Genomic DNA, 21235 nt, shown 5'->3' on the forward strand with positions numbered 1-21235 from the left:
AGCTCATGCAAACTTTCGACTTCTTGTAGCTGTGCAAAAAGGAGTAATTTTAGAAATGAGTCTGTTTTTAGTTTTTTCGTATAGTAATCTAATTTCAACGTTTTCACGGTTTCTTCAAAAAGTTGAAGATTTATTGGTGAAAACCATTGTCCAAATGAAGTTTTTCGTGTAATCTTGTCCATGAGTTGGTCCTTTTTTAGTGGATTTGGACGGGTTACCACCTGACTTATCCATTATAAAGGACTTTTTCTTTGCACAAAATAATAAAATTGAACATTTTGAGTATTTTTAATAGTGAAAATAAATTAATGCAACACTAGTGTTGAAATATAATTAAAATAAAGTATACGGTAGAATCGCCAAGAAAGATGTTCATTGCAATTTCTAGCGAAAGACCTTTTACAGACCAAACTTCTGCTTCGATAAATGCGTAAACAACACTCATGAATAAGTAAGGAACTAATAAATACTGTACCCTCTTCTTAATAAAACCTTTTGGTACATTTACAGGATAACTTTTTGCTAATAAAAATTCAGAAATAAAAACAAAAACCGGTGTTCCAAACAATAGAGATAAATAGATTACCTGCCTTATTTCAGCAGAAATCCCTAGCGCTGAATCGTCTGGTAAAAAATGCGATTCAGAAGTTTGAATGGCATGCCCGACTACAACTGCCAAACATGCGATAAACCTTAACCAAAAAAGTTCGTTAATTAACTTATTTTTCGACACGTAACTCCTCCTAGTGCATATTTAACTAAAAAAATACTTCTGTAGACATCGAACACCTACAGAAGTATCTATTAACACTTAGTAAATGAATTATTTCTCATTAATCCAATATTCAATTACTGCTTCTGCCCATGCTTTATTGCCTTTTATACTTGGGGCATCTTTCTCTTCTGTTAAGTAAGTTAACAATTCTTCTGATGTAGCTTTAGGCCATTTTTCCCAATGATTAATGTACTCATAGCCACTTTCATCTGCAAAAGCTTTGAGCTGCTCTGCTTCTTTCGGATAATTAATGGCATTATAGATTGGATGAGAAGGCTGAATAATTGTTACTAAATCATCTACTTGACTTTCTACTCGTGTCATAATAACAGACAAGTTATCCAACGTATTTGTAATACCAACTACTCCGTTATCGTTAGCTAGAAAAGGCTCAAAGATTAACACATCAGGCTGTGCAGCAATAATCTTTTCGTATGATTGATTCTTCACAAACTGTAGCGTTGTGTCCTGATCGTATTCTTGCACCTCTACAGTTATCAAATCAGAACCATATTTATTCATTAGCTCTTTTTCTACTAAAGCAGGCCAAGCATTATTTTCTTTTGATGTATCTTGAGAACCAACCATTACAATTTTTATTGGGTTACCAGTTTCACTAGCTACTTTTAACTTTTCTACTACTTCTTTAGATAAATTGCCTGTATAGCTAGCCCAATTCTTTTGAGGACTAGTTGATGAAGCTTGTGTTACAGGAGTTGGTGTAGCTATGGACTCTGCTGAGGTTCTTTCGTCCCAATACAACTTTCCTGCCACTAGCGTTCCTACAAATGCTAGGACTGCAATTACATTAATCCAAACTTTCATATGCGGTCTCCCTTACTAATTACTTTAATTTCTTTACCTATTATAATATAATTTTGTAGAATTTTTATAAAAAATGATTAAATTTGTCATTTTTTTTGGTAAAATGGAAGGATAATTGTGTATTTTGTCATACGCCAAAGTACATATCTTTAAATTTTTGGTAAAGGAAGCGTGAGAATGGAACAAGAACGCAGACGCAAAAAGCGCAAATCAAAAAAGAAAAAAGGATTTATAATCGCTCTATCAATTGTCCTTGTATTAATTCTTGGTATAGGGGTTTATGCCTTTACAGTCTATAACTCCGTAGCCAGTACACTTAATCGAACACACGAACCTCTTTCTCGTACAAAATCTGAAAAGCGAACAGAGCAAGTCAACTTCTCAGAACGTGACCCTATTTCTATTCTTTTACTTGGTGTAGATCAACGTGGTGCAGATAAGGGACGGTCCGACTCTCTTATCCTATTAACTGTTAACCCAGATAATCAGTCTGTTAAGATGGTAAGTATCCCACGTGATACACGCACTGAAATTGTAGGTAAGGGGAAAGAGGATAAAATTAACCATGCCTATGCCTTTGGTGGGGTTGATATGTCCATTAAAACTGTTGAAAATTTTTTAGATGTACCAATTGATTACTATGTACAAGTCAACATGGAAGGGTTCCAAGATATTGTTGATGCAGTTGGTGGAGTAACAGTGAATAACACCTTAGATTTCACTTATGAAGGGCAACATTTTGCAAAGGGACAGCTTCAATTAAATGGGGAAGATGCTTTGAAATATTCTCGTATGCGTTATGAAGACCCACGAGGCGACTTTGGACGTCAAGAGCGTCAAAGGCAAATCATCCAAGCAGTTATTGATGAAGGTGCAAGCGTAAAGTCACTTACAAACTATGGAAGTATTTTAGATGCAATTGGTGATAATGTCAAAACAAACTTAACATTTGATGAGATGAAAGATATTCAGACTAATTATAAAGATGCTCGTCATAATTTAGAACAGATTCAGCTAGACGGATCTGGTAGTAAAGCAAGCGATGGTATTTATTACTACCACGTATCTGAAACAGAACGTACAGAGGTTTCAAACCTATTAAAAGAACAACTAAATATTAAGTAATAAAAAAGATGCGATAGATTAATCTATCGCATCTTTTTTATTACTTATAGTTTCAAAACTAAAGACTTTGGGTACCTTTTAATTAGTGCCGTAATAATAATAATAATGCCCACCGTCTTCAATTTTACGATTATTTAAAATAACGCCTAATAAACGTGCTTTTGCATTTAACAGCAATTCTTTTGCTTTTTGAGCAGCTTCTCGTTCAGTCTTACCACTACTAATTACTAAGATAGTAGCTTCAACTTTGTTAGCTAAAACTTGCGCATCCGTCACAGCTAATGTTGGAGGGGTATCAAATAAAATGAAATCGAAAGTCTCATACATTTCATCCAATAATGCATCCATATTTTTAGATGCTAATAGTTCAGATGGATTAGGTGGAATTGGTCCGCTTGTTAGTACTGAAAGATTAGGAATATTTGTTTCATGAACAGCATCTAATAGTTTAGCTTTTCTAGTTAAAACGTTTGTAAAGCCCACATAGTTCTCTAATCGGAAAGAAAAGTGAGCTGTTGGTTTACGTAAGTCTGCGTCAATTAAGAGTACACGCTTGCCTTGCTGAGCATAAACAATAGCCAAATTAGCTGCAGTCGTCGACTTTCCTTCACCCGGCCCTGAAGAAGTCATAACAAGTGAGCGAATATCTTCATCTAAGTTAGAAAACTGAATGTTTGAACGAACAGTACGATATTGTTCCGCAATCGGAAGCTTCGGATTTGTGTGCGCAACTAAACGACGTTTAGCGGTTAACGCTTTATCATTTCCCTGTTTCTTACGAACCAATAGACTCACCTCTTACTCTACTATGCTGTCCTGCAACACGACTTGATTTTGTAGTTGGCGCTGGGATATCTTCGATGTTCATAATTACCCCCATAACGGGTAAATCTAAATGCTTCTCAATATCATCTTCTGACTTAATCGTACTATCCATGTATTCTAGTAAAAGAACTAACCCAGTTCCTAACATTAAACCTGCAAGAACAGCTGCAGCAATGTTCAATAATGGTTTAGGGCTTACTGGGCCCATATCCTCTTTTAATTTTGCTTTCGAAAGTACGTTTACGTTATCTACATTCATAAGGCTTGAAATTTTATTTTTGAAAACTTCAGCAGTCGTATTTGCAATCAAAACAGCCTGTTTAGCAGATTGATCTTCTACAGATATTTCAACTACCTGTGAGCCAGGAGCATTTTCTACTGAAATTTGATCAATTAATTGATCAACAGTTTGATTTAAATTTAGTTTAGACTTAACTTCGTCTAGAATAGTAGGACTCTCAATAATAACACTGTAAGTATCTACCAATTGTATATCAGTTTGCACTTGATTGTTGTTATAAAGCTGTTGATCAGACTTTGCTTGGTTAACTAATATTTGAGTTTTCACTGAATACACAGGTGTCATAACAAAAAAGCTAACAACGGTCGCCATAATTGCCATAACAATTGTAATTAACCCAACTAACCAAAAACGTTTTTTTACAGTCTGAAACAATTCCTTTATATTAATTGTTTCTCCCATGATGACCTCCATATTAGGTATTAAAAACAGCACAAAATACATTATAATAGACCTAGATAAAATTATCTAGATAATTTTGTAATAATCCTATGTTTTGAAAAAGATATCAAATAAAGAATACGACTCTATCATAAGTATATTTTACCCTTTTTCCTGTATCGATAATAGTAATTATTTTACTGTTTATTTGCTTTTATTTATATCTGTGACGTAGTTGAAATACAAGGCCTGTTTTCACTAAAACTAACCTTAATTTATTTGCCATATTTAAATAACGGTTATTCATAAGGTTATTAAAACTAAGTTTATTAATTTGTTTTTGTATATCCTTTCGATATTTTCGATAGGCTTGTTTATCATCATAATATAACTGATTTAGCATATAGATATTAAAATAAAGTGAATTTAACAAGAAAAATTGGAATTCTTTTTGATAAGTTTTCTCATATAAATCTGAAGCAATAGATCGTTCGATTTCAGAAAGAACTTCAATATGATCAACTAGAGACTTATAGCTAGGCTTTTTAGTAATAGAACCTTCTCTTTGCAAATAATAATATAGGCTTTCATTAACAAAAGAAATGCCGTTAGCTTCCTTTAGCAGCTGCACAAGTGTTGGTGCATCTTCATAGAGCTTTCCTTTTGGAAAGAAGATATTATTATTAATCATTAAGCTTCGTTTAATGAGCTTATTCCAAGCATGACCATTAATTTCTCCGTTCCAAAATCTTTTAATACCTTCTTTATTATCAATAATCTCTTCTTCATTAAAGTCACATGTAAACATTGGCTCTTGTATACCCGCTTCATCTTCGTATGTAACTTTCGAGATAACAATATCCGCTTTTGTTTTTATAGCCTGATTATACATACGCTCCACCATATTAGGAGCAATGTAGTCATCACTATCAATAAACAAAACATATTCACCTTGGGCTTTTAACAAACCTTTGTTTCTTGTCTCACTAAGTCCTTCATTGTCTTTATTAATTGTTATAATATTATGATGTTCGGCGTACTGATTTATAATTTCTTGACTATTATCTTTGGACCCATCATTTATGACAATTACTTCTATATCAGAAAATGTCTGAGATAGAATACTATCCAAACATTTAGCTAAGTAAGTTTGAACATTATAGACAGGAACAACAATACTAACAGCTATACTCAATTGTTTCCTCACCTTTTATCCTTATAATTCTTATTTACATTACATTCTTTTTCTTAAAGAGTTTACTAGTTATCAAAGTATAAATAGACTGCGTGTATTTATCCTTTAAAATAAGCATCATGCCAACGTAAATAACACCCGATACTAAAACATAAAAAATAGTAGACATAAAATTAGAGCTAATAGATACAAACTCTCTACATATTATTACTGCAAAGATAATGAATAAGCTAGCTATTATATACTTGAAAAAACCATTTTTAAAGATATATGAGTAGCTAATAATCTTACGCAATAGAATTAATTGAACTAAGAAAATCAGTAGTTCTGTGCTTAAAGTTGATATAGCAGACCCTACTGCACCATACTTTGGTATCAAAAAAAGATTTAAAACAACATTTAAAATAGCACCTACAACTAAGGGAAGTGTATACTCTTTATTTTTATCCATAGGAATAAAATAAGTTGAGCCCAACATTACGCCAATTGCTTTAATAAAAATTAGAGGCACGAGAATCTGACTAATTATCGTACTTTTTTCAAATCCTGGACCTAAGAACCAAGGCATAAAATCACTTGATACTATAGCAAAAATAATGCAGATAGGTAAGACGACAAAACTAATAATAGAAATGCTTTGATTAATTAAGCGACTTATTTCACCCATATTCCCTTTCTTTATAATTTGAGCTGCTTTTGGGAGCATAACAGCACTAAATGCCGTCACGATTGTAACTAATACATTAATAATTTTTTGACCTTGCTCATATAAACCAACTTCTTCCGTAGTAGAGAAAATCCCTAGCATAATTTTATCAGTAAGCATATAAATCATGATAGAGAAACCTGCCATGAATAAAGCAAGCATACTTACCGAGTGCTGTTTTATTTTATTCATTGAGACTTTTGTAAATGAACCTACTATGGATTTTAAGTTAATCCACATAAAAATGTTACCTAGCAAGATTGATAAACTTAGGATCAACACATAGATATAAACATCATTCTTATCTTTAACAAAGATAAAAACACTAATAAATCCAAGGGATTTAACTAATATATTACGATACAATATTTTTTTGAATTGCTCCATTCCTTGGAAAAACCAATTGATATCTAGCATATAAGCAAGTAAATTCAAAGCTTGTAAATAAAAGATAAATTTATAGTCAAAGTAACTATAAGTTAAAATGAAATAGATAACTGTTGCAATCAACAGTAATGAGAAGCGGATAAAGAATATCTCGCTAAAAATATGACTAAGCTTTTTCTTTTCATCCTTTACCTTAGCTGTTTCTTTTGTGCCGTAAAGCTCTGAACCTAAGAGAGCCAAATTAATAAATAACATGACAATAGATGTTGTGTAACTAACTACTCCAATTCCCGATGCACCTAATACCCTTGAAACATACGGAATTGTTAACAGTGGTAAAAACAGTAGTATAAACTGTTGCAAAATTACATAAGAAATATTTTTTGATGTTGAACTCATTTTGTTTCACCTTTCAAGGTACCCATTCAGTAATACAAGAAGTTCCTACTCAAATCAAACACGATCTTTTAATTTTTTTGCAGGAATTCCTCCAACAATTGTGTATGGGGCTACATCTTTATTTACAATCGCACCAGCTGCAATAATTGCACCTTTACCAATTGTGACACCTTTTAAAACAACTACGTTAGCGCCTAACCATACGTCATCCTCAATAATAATGTCAGCATCATGCCATGGGTTTTCTCGAACCAAATATTCTCTAGATGTTCCATGATTAGAAGCAATTAGTTTAACTGAGGGACCAAACAAAACATCATTTCCGATAGTAATTCTTCCTTTGGGTGCCCCCCATAGCAGACAACCGTTATTGACAAACGTATTGTCTCCAATGGTAATGTTTTGTGGTTCTTTAATTAATACATTATAGTAAATCCTTGTTCCTTCTCCTCTTTGAACTTTGGCCATTCGTAAAGAGTTTAAAGTAAAATAAGCAATGGATACGGCTAAATTTTTAATAACTCTCAAAATAACTTTCATAATCTTTACCTTCCTATTTTCGCTATATTTATAGAAGTGATTGATATAACTTCATATGCTCATCAACAAATCGTTCTATTGAATATAGAGAACTTTTCTTGTAACCTGCCTCAATCATTGCTGTACACATCTCCGGATGATTGACTAATTCTATAATAATATTTGCTAGCTCTTGTGAATCTCCCTGTTGAAACAACTTACCCGCTCCAGAGACAACATCCGTTAATCCTGTTACATCACTTCCTATCACAGGAATACCACTTGCCATTGCTTCAACTACTACTAGCCCAAATCCTTCAAAATGAGAAGATAATACAAATAAATCGGCTGCTTTAATAATATTCGGTACATCTTTTCTAGGACCAAGTAGATGAACTTGACTCTCTAAATTATTCTGCTTAATCATTGCTTCATATTCTGAATATTTTTCTCCTCCACCTACAAATACGATATGCATATTTCGAGGGAGCTTAGATGCCGCTTGAATAACGGTTTTATGATCTTTCTGCTCTGTTAAACGCGCTACCATTACAATTATTTTATCTCCGTCTTGATAGTTAGGAATAATATCTTTTGGATTCAATGGGGACGCAACAGTTAACTTCTTCAAATCAATTCCATTTTCGATTACTGAACTCTTTGGCTTAACATCGCTAACCCATGTGATCAGTTCACTTAATGTCCCCTCACTAATACATACAATGTGACGATAGTTTCTATATATGAACTTATCAAGATATTTAAAAACTTTCTTTTCTCTTCTTCGGTTTGAAGTATTATGTTCAGTTGTGATAAAGACAGGTGGTTTTTTAATTAAATTTTTTAATAAACTGACCCAATACTGCGACGGGAAGGTATGAGAATGGACAATATCATATGAATTCTGTTGAATTAATCTTTTTAACTCTAAGATTTGCAAGGGACTATAAATCTGTTCAACTTGACTATAAATTATGTTGATGCCTTTAGACTTTAAGATCTCCTCAAAATTACCTTCTGAACTTTTTTTTAATACAAAGACTTCAGATTCCACTTTTTTTTCAACAAACCTTGGCAAAGAATCTGTTAATAGTGTCTGTGCCCCGCCAATATCTAAGGAGTTAATTACATGTAACACTTTCATTACTTTCATCGTTCCTTTAATTAAATATTTTTTTGTATTCTTTCACCATATTTTCCACATCATATTCTAAAGCCTGCAACTTATACTCTTGTTGAATCTTATTATATAACTCTTTATCACTCAAAAGCTTGAGAACTGCTTTTTTCATCTCTTCTTCACTATCGCTTAGTAGTGTGTTCTCTAATACGATTTCTCCATTAAACTGTGGTGTGAGAACTCCGTATTTACAAACCTCGTATTTATTAATAATTTTATAAATATCCTTAGCTTCATCAATAATTTCTCTAGGTCCAGATTTACAGTCTGTAGAAACAATAGGAGTTTCACAAGCTAAAGATTCAATTAAAACATTTGGGAAACCTTCATATAAAGAACTCATAACAAAAAGGTCTGAATTTCTTATAAACTTATAAGGATTAGATTGAAAGCCGAGAAATTTTATAGAATCTTGTACATTTAATCTTTCAGCTAAAGTTTTTAAACTCTGTTCCATCTCCCCTTGACCTAAAATTATGAGCTGAATAGTTGGTATTTCTTTCTTTAATTCAGCTAAAATTCGAATTAAATGCCAATGCCCTTTTGCATACGTCATACGCCCTACATTGATAAGAGTTACTTTATCTGTAAATAATTGTTGTTCTTCTTCTGTTAAACTTTCATATGAGCGATTAATAATTTCAGAAATTTTATGAGGATTATAAATTACTTCTATATTGCCTTTTATATTATAGTTTCCAATAAAATCTTCTTTCATTACTTTTGAAATAGCTACTAAGTGATCAGGCTTAGTATAAAACTTTTTTATTAACACGTCGTATACTCTCCCAAAGAAGCCCCATGTTTTATTCTCTATTGACTTTATATTATGTTCCGTACATATTGTTTTATCATTTTGTTTTGAAACAATATTAATGATATTAGCAGCCACTCCAAAGCTAATAACAATATCAAAATGATGTTCCTTTTTTATCTTTTTGACGATATTAATTCGATCTAAGAAAACTTTTGCTTTACCTACTTTGCTATCACCCTTTGGGCATACCCTTAACACTTCAGCATTTGTTTCGAATCGAATATCACTGTTAGAGTCTAAAAGAATTAAATATTGCTGATATGAATCTCCCAAACCCGACATAATATTTGACGCAACTTTTGGCATTCCACCTTCTTGAAAATCCGGTAATAAAAAGGCTATTTTCTTCATAATCGTTTTCTCCTAAACTTAGCATTAAGCACCTGAATATAATTCATCGTAGCTTTGAAGCATTTTTTGAATTGTAAAGTTGTCTAAGAAATGCTGATACGCATTCTCAGACATTTCTTGTAATCGCTCTGGGCTAGTTAGTAGCTGTCTCAACTTGTTACTTCCTTCTTCAATATCGTGTAATTGATACAAGAAACCATTATAAGCATCTACAACTAGCTCATTGTTCCCTGTCACATCAGAGGCTAATACTGGTACTTTAAAAGCCATTGCTTCGATTAGCGCATACGGTAAACCTTCATACAAAGAAGTTAAAAAGAATAGATCTGCTACTTCTAATATTTTATAGGGGTTATTCATAAATCCAGGCAATATAATGTTTTTCCCTAAACCTTTACTTTTTACATACTCCCTAATTTCATTTAAATATTGGCCATCGCCTACATAGGTATATTTAATATTAGGAAATTCACCAAGTAATTTTTCTACTATTTTAATAGCTTCCCATGGATTTTTTTGATCATCCATTCTGGCAATTGTTACAATGTGAAATTCACTTAATGTACTCTTTTGATAATCTCGAGGAGAATTCATACCATTATAGACAATAACAGATTTTTCTCTTTTTAAGATTCGGTGTTTTACAGCTTCTGCTTCTTCTCCTTTAGATACATGCACGACTTTTGATGTGAATGTTGAAGCTAACACTTTTTCAATTACCGTAAATAAGGTCTTTTTTTTGGTAGAAATTTTAGGGCTTTGAATAATATAACCATGGGGTGTGTAGTAAATATCTTGAACCCCAGCATACTTGGCTGCTACTCTTCCTAACACACCGGCTTTCGAACTATGACAGTGGACGATATCTGGTTTAATATTTTTAAGGAGCTTTGCTGTTTTTCGAAACGCGATAAAATCTTTGGAGAAACTAATTTCTCTTTCCATTTCAGCAACAGCATAAAAAGAAACGTTAGTTAATCGCTCTTTTGCTTCTGCAAAAATTTCATCTATTCGATTCACACCATGTATAACGTGAACATCATATTTATCTTTGTCAATGTGATTCAACAAGTCTACTAAATGTTTTCGGACGCCTCCACCAAGCGCTTCACAAATATAAGCTATTTTAATTTTTTCCATTTGATTCTTCATATCCTTTTGACACATAAGTTGTGATGTTTTTTCTTGTAACATAAATAATACTTATAAAAAAGAAATAAATGATTAGATAAACACTTGCATACCAAACATACAAAAATAAAGCACTAATCAACGTAAATAATAAATAATAGAATGAAGCATCACACAACACTTTAGTCAATTGAGCATCTTCTAGCTTCAACTCTAGTGCCTGATTACTTAACTTTCTAAAATTCTTTTGAGTCTTAATAACATAGGCAATAACTAGGCCTACGATAATAATGCCAAACTGTGCAGTCCATCCTAATAACACACTCATGATGGGATATTCTTTCTTTTTTACAAAACTAAAATATTCACTATTGTGTTTTGCCCATTCTGGAAGATTATCAAAGATAAAATATGTATGGTATTCCCATCCAATTCCAAAGATAAAATGCTTAAGCGAAACAATTAATAACGCAATCATACTTCCTGACCTGTTAGAAACAGAGTTTCCTTCTTTATTTAAGAGGAAATCGTTTAACGTTTGGACTAAGTAAACACTTTTAAAATTAAAGATTAAAACTAGTAAGGTGGCTAACACAACAGAAGAAATCAAAAACAGCTTTTTAAGTTGACTAAGATCCTTCATTAAAACAAGTAAGATAACTGCTGCAAATAGAAAACCTGAGGTAGTTTTAGCCATAAGCATAAGAACTAAAATCATGGCTAACGTAACATACAAAACGCTAGTTTTTTCATAATTTTTAAAGAAAACATTATAATTGTTCTTTATTGAAGCTAAAATAAACGGAACAAAAATAACGAAGAATTGAGTCGCCAAGTTAGAAGCTTCTTCTGTTAAACCGTTAATCCTTGAAGTAGTCTGAACATAGCTTCCAAGTTTGTAAAAACTATTTTCACTTAAGTTGGCAACTTGTCCACCCCAACGAGCTTCAACAGTACTTCCAAATAACCTTAAAAGGGAATCTAAAGGACCTGGCATAAAAATATAAGCTAATTGAATAAAACAAACGACTAACGATAAAATTAAAGCGATCCAACCGCCTGTAAGAAACTTTTTAATATCATTGGTCCCATGAACATTTAGTCGTACGACTACGTAATGCACCATAATTGCTGCAGCGAAGCTACAAAAAGCAATAAATGTTTTAATTGGGCTCTTATTGTATTGAGGTATATCTATTCGATAATGACTAAGCATCATACTGGCAAACTGTATGATTAATGCGATTCCAATAAACGCAAGAATATTTTTATTAACAATGTTTTTAGGAATATCACCTTTTGATTGTAATAATGCTAAACAGATAAACAAAATAAAGATATAAATCTGTATTCGGTTTCCATAATAGACAGGAAAGTTAATGGATAGATATTCAGCAATAAAAAGTGATATAGGCCAAATTAAATATTTCATCCTTAAACCTCATCAACTCAGTATAATATTAGATTACTATTTTACTTTACTCTAAAAATAGCTTTACCGAGATAAATAATTAATTTTATCTCGGTAGATTTGCATATATATGTGTATCAAACTTGCTTAGATAAGACTGTTTGTCTATGCCAATTCCATGCGCTTTCAATAATATCTGTTAAACTAAACTTAGGCTCCCACCCCAGCTCAGCTTGAATTTTTTCTGATGAAGCAACAAGCTTTGCAGGGTCCCCTGCTCGACGTTCTACATACTGAATTGTAGCCGTTCTTTCCGTTACTTGTTCGCATGTTTCAATTACTTCTTTAACAGAAAAACCATTGCCGTTTCCTAGATTATAGATAGCCGTTTTTTTCTTTTCTTCTAGCAAAGCTTCTAACGCCAGGATATGGGCGTTTGCTAAATCGGTTGCATGAATGTAATCACGAATGCAAGTACCATCAGGAGTGTTATAATCTGTTCCAAAAACCGAAATTTCTTCTCGTTGTCCTAATAAATGTTGCAAGATAATTGGAATTAAATGTGTTTCTGGATCATGGCTTTCACCAATCGTTCCTGAGTGGTGTGCACCTGCTACATTAAAATAACGTAAAACAACATAATTCAGCCCGTAAGCAGCTGAAAAGTCTTCTAGAATATGCTCGACCATTAATTTTGTTTTTCCATATGGATTAATTGGATTGTTAGGCTGGCCTTCATCAATTAAATCGACATTGGGTGTGCCGTACGTTGCAGCTGTAGAAGAGAAAATGAAATTCTTTACATTATGGTCTACCATTGCCTTTAATAAAGTTAGCGTTGCTGATACGTTATTTTCATAATATTTATAAGGGTTCTCAACTGATTCTCCTACTAAGCTGTTTGCAGCGAAGTGCATTACAGCCTTAATTGGATACGTTGAGAACACTTCATCTAATACACTACGATTTCCAAGATCACCTTCAACAAATACTGCTCGATCGTCAATTAAGCTTTTAAAGCCGGTGCTTAAATTATCTAATACAACAACTTTCTCTTTTTCTACTAATTCTTTTACTAGATGGCTACCTACGTAACCAGCTCCACCTACTACCAAAATCATGATCTTGTCTTCCTTCCTTCAATACATCATCTCAATAAATAAAATTCTTCTAAGAAAAAAGGGGCTGTCCCTTTTAATATGCCCCTTTACCTGTTACAACCATTAAAATTGTATTTATAATAATTTTGAAGTCTAGTTTGAATCCTTGGTGATCAATATAGTAAAATTCTAAATCTGCTCGCTCTGGATATCCAACATCACTCCGACCACAAATTTGCCAGTATCCAGTAACACCTGGTTTTACTGTTAAAAATTCATCAAGTCGATGACTATATTCTTTCAATTCCTCTACGATTACGGGTCTAGGCCCCACTAAGCTCATATCACCTTTTAAAACGTTGATTAATTGAGGTAATTCATCTAAGCTTGTTTTTCTTAGAAATTGACCGACTTTTGTAATTCTCGGATCTTCATGGGGTTCTAATTTATAGTTATTTTGCAAATACTTTTGATAAAGAGCTCTGTCATTTTTCAATACTTGTTCTGCATTTACAATCATTGATCGAAACTTATACATTTTAAAAGTGTTTCCACCTTTACCTACTCTTGTTTGACCAAAGAAAACTGGACCTTTATTATCACCATACAAATATAATAGACTAATTAATAAGAACACGGGTAAAGTAAGGAGAAGTCCAGCTGATGCACCTAAAATATCAATACCTCTTTTGACAAAGTAATAAAGAAAGCTTTGTTGTTTTTGGAATGTCGCTTGGTTAATTTGTACTGTCTCTACTTTTTTAGATGCTGGTTCTGCCATTTTAGTTAACCTTCGCTGCTTCGTTTTCCATCACTTTAGTTAAGAATTTCAGAAGTGGAGCCTTTAATTCTTCATCTTGTAAAGCGAATTCGATTGAAGTTTCAATAAACCCTAGCTTTTCACCAACGTCATAACGTTTTCCTTCAAAGTCATAAGCAAATACTCGTTGGATTGTATTGAGCTTTTGAATAGCATCTGTTAATTGAATTTCTCCGCCTGCACCGATTTCTTGCTCTTCTAAGAACGTAAAAATTTCCGGAGTAAAGATATAGCGACCCATAATTGCCAAGTTGGATGGAGCTGTTCCTGGCACTGGCTTTTCAACAAAGTTTTCTACTTGATAGCGACGCCCTTCGCTTCCAGATGGATCTACGATACCGTAGCGATGTGTTTCGTTATCAGCAACTGTTTGAACCCCAATCACGGAAGATAAAGTTTCTTCATATTGATTAATAAGTTGACGTAATCCTGGTGTTTCAGCTTGTACAATATCATCACCCAGTAACACGGCAAACGGTTCGTCTCCAATGAAGTTACGCGCACACCACACTGCATGTCCTAAGCCTTTTGGCTCTTTTTGACGGATATAATGGATATCAATATTTGAAGATTTACGTACTTTCTCAAGCAGCTCTATCTTGCCTTTTTCTAATAAGTTCTGTTCTAGCTCTGGCGCGTAATCAAAATGATCTTCGATGGCTCTCTTTCCTTTTCCGGTTACAATAATAATGTCTTCAATACCAGATTCTACTGCTTCTTCAATTATGTATTGAATTGTTGGCTTATCAACGATTGGTAACATTTCTTTTGGCATTGCTTTAGTAGCAGGTAAAAATCGAGTGCCTAATCCTGCTGCTGGGATAATAGCTTTACGTACTTTTTTCATAAAATATGATCCTCTTTTCTATATATTCTTTTTACGTAATTCAATTGCTCTATTTATAAGGTGTTAAATTAGCAGTAGTTGTTCTAAAGAAGCATCTTGTTTAATATAGCGGAGCGTTTTTTTATACGCTTAGAGAGTGAATTAAATCTATGCATAAAAACACTTCTCCCCACTTTAAAATATCCCCAAGAACTTCTTTTTCTTAATCTTTTCTGGTGACTCCCTATAGCACGCATTTCCTTTAATAATTGAATCAGCATTGTCTTGAAAGAGGTATAACATGTCTATCCCATATTCCTTTTCAATCATGTCTGCTGCTTCTGCCATACAAAAACGACGACCTGAAGTGTTATGCGCATCTGACGCAATTACATGGGTTAAGTTCGCTTCAATTAAATTTTGAGAGAACTTTTTAACCTTCTTTCCAAAACGGCCAGTTAAACTAGCAGCTGTTACTTGAGTCAATGCACCTTTATTAACCAGGTTATATAAAATATCTGGATCTTCAATTAAACGGCTGTTGCGCTCAGGATGAACAATAATTGGAGTTAACCCTTCAGACTGAATGTCAAACAATAATCGTTCTGTAAATCGAGGCACTTGACTAGAAGGAAATTCAATGAAGAGATATTTGTTTGTGTTATTTAATGTTAGTATTTTATTAGAATGATACTCTTCTACCATTTCACCATAAATACGTGATTCCTGGCCTGGTAATATAACTAGTGGAATTTGCTGAATTTGCAATTCTTTATTTAAGATTTCAACTTTTTTAACAATTTGTGCTTTTTCATTAATATACTTTCCATTTTGGTGGTGCGGCGTAGCGACAATTGTATGGATTCCTTCTGATACAGCCTGTCTTGCCATTGACAAACTGTCTTCCATTGTCTGCGCTCCGTCGTCAATTCCAGGCAATATATGACAATGTAAGTCAATCATTCTATCATTCCTCCCAAAGACCTAAAAAGCAACTTTAATATTAGCATAGTGTACCTATAGGTTCAATGTCTTATTTTGTCGGAAAATATCAAAAGTTTTTTTATAACGTTTCCATGCCTATTTTCGTACTTCAAATACTTCTTGAATCTATATCAACTATTTGTATAAAAATTATAACAATGTAATTTTTTAAGACATGTCTAGTTATATATTCTTGTATCTTAATATACAATATAAAGAAAATATTAACATATGATCCAACGATGTCCTTGACATATATCATAAGTTTCATGGTTATTAATTAAATTTGTTACTCGAGAAAAGTCTATTTCTACAGATTTGCCTACAAAGATTTTAGGAAAAACCGCTTCATCATGTACTTCATCTTTTCCTAAAAGTTCTTCATACATTTTCTCTCCAGGTCGAATGCCTGCATATTTAATTCCAATTTCTTCTTCCGTATAGCCTGAAAGCTTAATAAGGTTCTTCGCTAAATCAACAATCTTAACAGGCTCACCCATATCTAATACAAAAATTTCTCCACCTCGAGCAAGTGCTCCCGCTTGCATAACGAGTCTAGAAGCCTCTGGGATTGTCATAAAGTACCTTGTCATATCAGGATGTGTAACCGTAATTGGCCCACCTGCTTGAATTTGTCTTTTAAATAACGGGATTACGCTACCACGACTACCAAGAACATTTCCAAAACGAACGGCTACAAACCTTGTCTGACTGTGCTTGTCCAAATCTTGAATGACCATTTCGGCAATCCGCTTCGTAGAGCCCATAACATTCGTTGGGTTAACCGCTTTATCCGATGAAACTAACACAAAGGTACTAACTGAGAATGTATCTGCAGCCTCTGCCACGTTCTTTGTACCAATAACATTATTTTTCACAGCTTCTTTTGGGTTATATTCCATTAAAGGAACATGTTTATGAGCAGCAGCATGATAAACAACATCTGGTCGATATTGATCCATTACGTTAAAGATTCGGTGGCGATCTTGGATGTCAGCAATAAGTGGAATAATTTCAAATTCATCTTTGTATTGATTTTTCAATTCCATATCAATCGTATAAATTGAATTTTCCCCATGACCAAGAAGTAAAAGTTTCTGTGGTTTAAATTTACTTACTTGTCGGCAAATTTCGGAACCAATAGATCCTCCTGCTCCCGTAACAAGAACCGTTTTACCGCTTAGCTTTTTCGATATACTTTGAATATCCAGCTCTACTGGGTCACGGCCTAACAAATCTTCCACCTGTACGTCGCGGAACTGATTGACAGATACTTTCCCAGTAACTATATCCTCTATCATTGGCATGATTTTTGTTTTTGCTTTTGTCTTACTACACTCTTGATAAATTTTTTGAATTTCATTCTTACTGAGTGAAGGAATTGCAATAATAATATGGTCAATCTCCTTATCACTTACAATTTCAGGAATATCTTCTGTTTTCCCAAGCACCGTTACTCCATAAATTTGAAGCTTCTGTTTTGTGGGATCATCATCTATAAAACCGACTGGTTGCAGTTCACTATCGTTGCTTTTTAATAGCTGACGCACAAGCATGGTTCCTGCTGAACCTGCTCCAATAATAAGTGCGTTCTTCTTCGTTATGTTTGACTTAATAAAGCGATCTCTTACGATTCTCCAAGAAAAGCGAGAACCCCCGATAAGACACATATGTAAAAGCCACGTGATAAATAACACTCGGACATAAACATTGCCGTTTACCAATAATTGAATAAGAGCTGTCGTTCCAAGAGAAAATGTAACAACTTTCACAATCATAACAAGCTCTCCAACACTCGCGTATTCCCAAGCCTTATGATACAAACGATAAATAAATGCAAATACATGGTGGCTTATAAGTAAGGTTAGAGAGCTAATGATAATCATTTCCAAACTATTAATGTTAAAGTAAGGAATTAAAACGTAGTATCCAATGAATATTGAAAATAAAACAATTAATGAATCCATTCCCATGAGCAGCGACACTCGTTTTGAATAAGCCAAATTCACACCTTCTTTACATAAAATTTTGTTACAAAAATATCTAATTAGATATTTTAATTTTTTTCTTTTTAACTGTGTCCTGTTTAAACTCCAAAGATTTCAGGAATTTAAATACAGCTACTTCTCTTTGTTTATTTTAAATTCATTACTTCTTTATTTTCTTCAACAAGTCGCTCCATAATTGTTAATAGCTGATTTTTAAGATCTTCATGCTGAAGAGCAAACTCAAGCGTCGTTTCAATAAACCCTAGCTTCTCCCCAACGTCATAACGTTTACCTTCAAAGTCATACGCAAACACACGTTGAATTTCATTTAACTTTTGAATTGCATCTGTTAATTGAATTTCTCCCCCTGCGCCAATTTCCTGTTGCTCTAAGAACATAAAGATTTCAGGCGTAAATACGTAACGTCCCATAATCGCTAGATTTGATGGCGCTGTGCCTGGAGCTGGTTTTTCTACAAATGTATTAACCTGATAGCGACGACCCTCGTTTGAAATTGGATCAACAATTCCGTAGCGGTGAGTTTGATTATCAGCAACTGTTTGAACACCAATGACGGATGATAGTGTGTCTTCATATTCGTTCATTAATTGGCGTAGTGATGGCGTCTCAGCTTGGACAATATCGTCTCCTAGTAGAACTGCGAACGGCTCGTTACCGATAAAGTTACGTGCACACCACACTGCGTGACCCAAACCTTTTGGTTCTTTTTGACGAATATAGTGAATGTCAACATTTGATGATTGACGTACTTTTTCAAGCAGTTCAAATTTCTCTTTTTCAATAAGGTTATTTTCAAGCTCTGGAGCGTAATCGAAATGATCTTCAATTGCACGCTTTCCTTTGCCTGTTACGATAATGATGTCTTCAATACCTGATTCGATTGCTTCTTCCACAATATATTGAATGGTTGGCTTATCTACGATTGGCAGCATTTCTTTTGGCATTGCTTTTGTTGCTGGTAAAAATCTTGTTCCAAGACCGGCAGCTGGAATAATAGCTTTGCGTACTCTTTTCATAATAATCCCCCTCTTTCTTATATCTATCATTTATTTTAACTATCATTCTGTAGACATATAAATGCTTACGAACAAGTTACAAGTTATAACTTATTCGTAAGCATTTATAATATTTTAGGGCATCTAACCCTCCCTCACACTATACTATCGACAACAAGTGTGTCTAAGGTGGTACTTATACACACCCACAGTACAGCCGAGTGTCTCCATTGATAATGGTTAGGAAACATCACCTTATATTTTCTCATTTCAAATATTCCTTTTTCTTTAAATGAATTGCTTGATTCAACATCTTTTGAATAATCACTAACTGTTCTAAAGATGCATCCTGCTTAATATACCGAATCGTCTTTTTTACATTCTTAGGAAGCTGATCAAATTGCTTCATAAGCACAATTCCTCCACTTAAAATATCCCAAATAATTTCTTCTTCACTTTCACCTTCTCAGGCGAATCTTTAAAACATGCATTTCCCTTCACAATCGCATCTGCGTTGTCTTGGAACAAATACAGCATGTCCACACCGAACTCTGACTCAATCACGTCATTTGCTTGCTCCATGTAGAAGTTACGCCCCGATACGTTATGAGCATCTGAAGCGATGACGTGCGTTAGATTGGCTTCTATTAAGTCTAGTGAGAATTTTTTGATTTTCTTTCCGAATCGTCCCGTTAGGCTTCCGGCAGTTACTTGAGTGAGAGCTCCTTTGTTAACAAAGTTATAAAGTAGATCTGGCTCTTCAATTAACCGACTGTTTCGCTCAGGATGAACGATAATTGGCGTTAAGCCTTCTGATTGAATGTCATATAGTAAACGTTCTGTATAACGCGGCACTTGGCTAGAAGGAAACTCTACGAAGACGTATTTTGACGTGTCGTTTAGGGTTAGTATTTTACCAGCCTGATAGTCCTCTACTAGCTCTCCATATATACGAGACTCTTGTCCTGGTAAAATAGTTAAAGGTATATTCTCGTCTAGCAGGCGGTTGTTCAGCTGCTGTACAAGTTCTAGAATGTCTTGTTTCTCATTTATGTACTTTCCGTTCTGGTGATGGGGCGTTGCCACGATGGTACGAATGCCTTCTGAAACTGCTTGTCTCGCCATTTCAATACTGTCATCAATCGTTTGCGCACCGTCGTCCACTCCAGGTAGTATATGGCAATGTATGTCAATCATTTCTTTACACCTTCAATCCTTCCAAAGTCCCGAAAATCTTTTTTAATGTTATCACAGCGACAAAACAGGTTCAATGAATTATTTTGTCGAAAAATATCGAATACAGATTTTGTGTCACTTCATGTCTTTTTTCGCCCTTAAAATAGGTCTTATGCTTTACTTTTACTGTCGAACTCTACGGCTAAATTATAGTCTATTTAAATAGTCCTAACAACCTGTTTTTACATAAAAATTCCTTTGCTAAAAGAATTATGTAAATGCAAACGGCTTTGTTATAGGGTTTAACAAGATATCTCTCTATTTTTTCTAGGAATCAAAATGACAACGTTTACACATTTGTAATAGAAGAAAGACGTTTTTAAATAAAAAGAACCACTTCTTTCCGACTTATATAATTAAGTCTTTCGATATAGTTCTATCGGTGTATGAATTCTCACCATTTTTCTTGCATTTACCTGTTGTTTTCCCTACTATAAAAGAATCTGGTAAAGAATAGGACGTAGTTATATGTTGAAACGAGTGTTATTAATTGGTTTACTGTTAGCCATTTCAAATTTTTCACATACGCCGCACTTAAAGGTGACGGACCCAGGCACGTGGCAAAATGAATCGGTATGGGATCACACGGCTACGCTTCAATCCATATTGGACCCAAGCGGTGAGTTTTTCACGCAGTATACATATGCGTTTGATACAGAGTTTGTTTTGCGAAAGATTGCTCATCTTTCTTTCTTTGGATTGCTAGCTCTGTTAATCTATTGGAACCTACCAAAAATGAAAGGACGCTTTGTCCTTGCGTGGCTCTTGCTTGCAGGATTTGCGTTTATGGATGAAGTTCATCAAGCATTTATCGTAGGGCGCGATGGGCGCATTATTGATGTGATCATTGATTCGATTGGCGGAGCGTTGTTTTTATATTTATATGACCGATTTAAGAAATCAAAAAAAGCGTAGCAAGAGTAATCTTGCTGCGCTT

Annotated in this window: 22 protein-coding genes; 2 read left to right on the top strand and 20 right to left on the bottom strand. The window is 33.9% G+C overall.

Annotated elements, in window-relative coordinates; translation table 11 throughout:
- The 3 genes from AS180_RS21755 to AS180_RS15300 all read right to left on the bottom strand — a co-directional run.
- Positions 1 to 182, bottom strand: a 182-nt coding sequence (locus AS180_RS21755; RefSeq protein ID WP_139109209.1) for a DUF4372 domain-containing protein, incomplete at its 3' end; no start/stop codon positions are given.
- A gap of 134 nt (positions 183 to 316) precedes the next feature.
- On the bottom strand, positions 317 to 733 hold the full coding sequence (locus AS180_RS15295) for an acyltransferase family protein (protein WP_062687072.1): 417 nt from the start codon (positions 731 to 733) through the stop codon (positions 317 to 319).
- Between the two features lie 90 nt (positions 734 to 823).
- A complete protein-coding gene (locus AS180_RS15300) occupies positions 824 to 1600 on the bottom strand; it encodes a hypothetical protein (RefSeq protein ID WP_025909596.1) in 777 nt (258 codons plus the stop codon).
- Between the two features lie 177 nt (positions 1601 to 1777).
- Between AS180_RS15300 and tagU the strand changes: the two genes are divergently transcribed.
- Positions 1778 to 2725 (top strand): polyisoprenyl-teichoic acid--peptidoglycan teichoic acid transferase TagU, encoded by a 948-nt coding sequence (gene tagU / locus AS180_RS15305; RefSeq protein WP_035320573.1) that lies wholly within the window; start codon positions 1778 to 1780, stop codon positions 2723 to 2725.
- 78 nt (positions 2726 to 2803) lie between these two features.
- Here the strand turns inward: tagU and AS180_RS15310 are convergent, their stop codons facing one another.
- From AS180_RS15310 to AS180_RS15385, 17 genes are all read right to left on the bottom strand, one after another.
- Positions 2804 to 3511 carry a CpsD/CapB family tyrosine-protein kinase gene (locus tag AS180_RS15310; RefSeq protein WP_025909598.1) on the bottom strand — a complete coding sequence of 236 codons (708 nt, stop codon included), beginning with the start codon at positions 3509 to 3511 and terminating at the stop codon, positions 2804 to 2806.
- Positions 3501 to 4253 carry a YveK family protein gene (locus tag AS180_RS15315; RefSeq protein WP_025909599.1) on the bottom strand — a complete coding sequence of 251 codons (753 nt, stop codon included), beginning with the start codon at positions 4251 to 4253 and terminating at the stop codon, positions 3501 to 3503. Before AS180_RS15315 ends, AS180_RS15310 begins: the two co-directional genes overlap by 11 nt.
- A 193-nt stretch (positions 4254 to 4446) precedes the next feature.
- On the bottom strand, positions 4447 to 5427 hold the full coding sequence (locus tag AS180_RS15320) for a glycosyltransferase family 2 protein (protein WP_062687074.1): 981 nt from the start codon (positions 5425 to 5427) through the stop codon (positions 4447 to 4449).
- Between the two features lie 34 nt (positions 5428 to 5461).
- Positions 5462 to 6919, bottom strand: coding sequence for a flippase (locus AS180_RS15325; protein ID WP_062687075.1), 1458 nt, complete (start codon positions 6917 to 6919; stop codon positions 5462 to 5464).
- Positions 6920 to 6973: 54 nt separating this feature from the next.
- A complete protein-coding gene (locus tag AS180_RS15330; RefSeq protein ID WP_025909602.1) occupies positions 6974 to 7459 on the bottom strand; it encodes an acyltransferase in 486 nt (161 codons plus the stop codon).
- Positions 7460 to 7487: 28 nt separating this feature from the next.
- A complete protein-coding gene (locus tag AS180_RS15335) occupies positions 7488 to 8582 on the bottom strand; it encodes a glycosyltransferase (RefSeq protein ID WP_062687077.1) in 1095 nt (364 codons plus the stop codon).
- A gap of 16 nt (positions 8583 to 8598) precedes the next feature.
- A complete protein-coding gene (locus AS180_RS15340; protein WP_062687079.1) occupies positions 8599 to 9786 on the bottom strand; it encodes a glycosyltransferase in 1188 nt (395 codons plus the stop codon).
- A 24-nt stretch (positions 9787 to 9810) separates the two neighbouring features.
- Entirely contained in the window at positions 9811 to 10926 is a 1116-nt protein-coding gene (locus tag AS180_RS15345; RefSeq protein WP_025909605.1) for a glycosyltransferase family 4 protein, read from the bottom strand.
- Positions 10913 to 12349 (bottom strand): hypothetical protein, encoded by a 1437-nt coding sequence (locus tag AS180_RS15350; RefSeq protein WP_062687081.1) that lies wholly within the window; start codon positions 12347 to 12349, stop codon positions 10913 to 10915. The genes AS180_RS15345 and AS180_RS15350 overlap by 14 nt, the downstream gene beginning before the upstream one ends.
- A gap of 116 nt (positions 12350 to 12465) precedes the next feature.
- The gene (galE, locus tag AS180_RS15355) at positions 12466 to 13449 is read right to left on the bottom strand and encodes a UDP-glucose 4-epimerase GalE (protein WP_025909607.1); all 984 of its coding nucleotides are present in this window, start codon (positions 13447 to 13449) and stop codon (positions 12466 to 12468) included.
- A 73-nt stretch (positions 13450 to 13522) separates the two neighbouring features.
- Positions 13523 to 14209, bottom strand: coding sequence for a sugar transferase (locus AS180_RS15360; RefSeq protein WP_062687083.1), 687 nt, complete (start codon positions 14207 to 14209; stop codon positions 13523 to 13525).
- Between the two features lies 1 nt (position 14210).
- Positions 14211 to 15095, bottom strand: a complete 885-nt coding sequence (gene galU / locus AS180_RS15365) for a UTP--glucose-1-phosphate uridylyltransferase GalU (RefSeq protein WP_062687084.1) — start codon at positions 15093 to 15095, stop codon at positions 14211 to 14213.
- 174 nt (positions 15096 to 15269) lie between these two features.
- Positions 15270 to 16037, bottom strand: a complete 768-nt coding sequence (locus tag AS180_RS15370) for a tyrosine-protein phosphatase (RefSeq protein WP_025909610.1) — start codon at positions 16035 to 16037, stop codon at positions 15270 to 15272.
- Positions 16038 to 16282: 245 nt separating this feature from the next.
- Complete coding sequence (locus AS180_RS15375) at positions 16283 to 18061, bottom strand: polysaccharide biosynthesis protein (protein WP_082636396.1); 1779 nt, start codon at positions 18059 to 18061, stop codon at positions 16283 to 16285.
- Positions 18062 to 18192: 131 nt separating this feature from the next.
- Positions 18193 to 19083: a UTP--glucose-1-phosphate uridylyltransferase GalU gene (gene galU, locus AS180_RS15380; RefSeq protein ID WP_062687086.1), complete on the bottom strand. Its 891-nt coding sequence runs from the start codon at positions 19081 to 19083 to the stop codon at positions 18193 to 18195.
- Positions 19084 to 19327: 244 nt separating this feature from the next.
- Positions 19328 to 19471 carry a hypothetical protein gene (locus AS180_RS23255; protein ID WP_167556166.1) on the bottom strand — a complete coding sequence of 48 codons (144 nt, stop codon included), beginning with the start codon at positions 19469 to 19471 and terminating at the stop codon, positions 19328 to 19330.
- Between the two features lie 17 nt (positions 19472 to 19488).
- Positions 19489 to 20259 carry a tyrosine-protein phosphatase gene (locus AS180_RS15385; protein ID WP_062687088.1) on the bottom strand — a complete coding sequence of 257 codons (771 nt, stop codon included), beginning with the start codon at positions 20257 to 20259 and terminating at the stop codon, positions 19489 to 19491.
- A 507-nt stretch (positions 20260 to 20766) separates the two neighbouring features.
- Between AS180_RS15385 and AS180_RS15390 the strand changes: the two genes are divergently transcribed.
- Entirely contained in the window at positions 20767 to 21213 is a 447-nt protein-coding gene (locus tag AS180_RS15390) for a VanZ family protein (protein ID WP_062687090.1), read from the top strand.
- Positions 21214 to 21235: the final 22 nt, after the last annotated feature.

This window comes from Priestia veravalensis (genome assembly GCF_001457055.1).
Taxonomy (GTDB): Bacteria; Bacillota; Bacilli; order Bacillales; family Bacillaceae_H; genus Priestia; species Priestia flexa.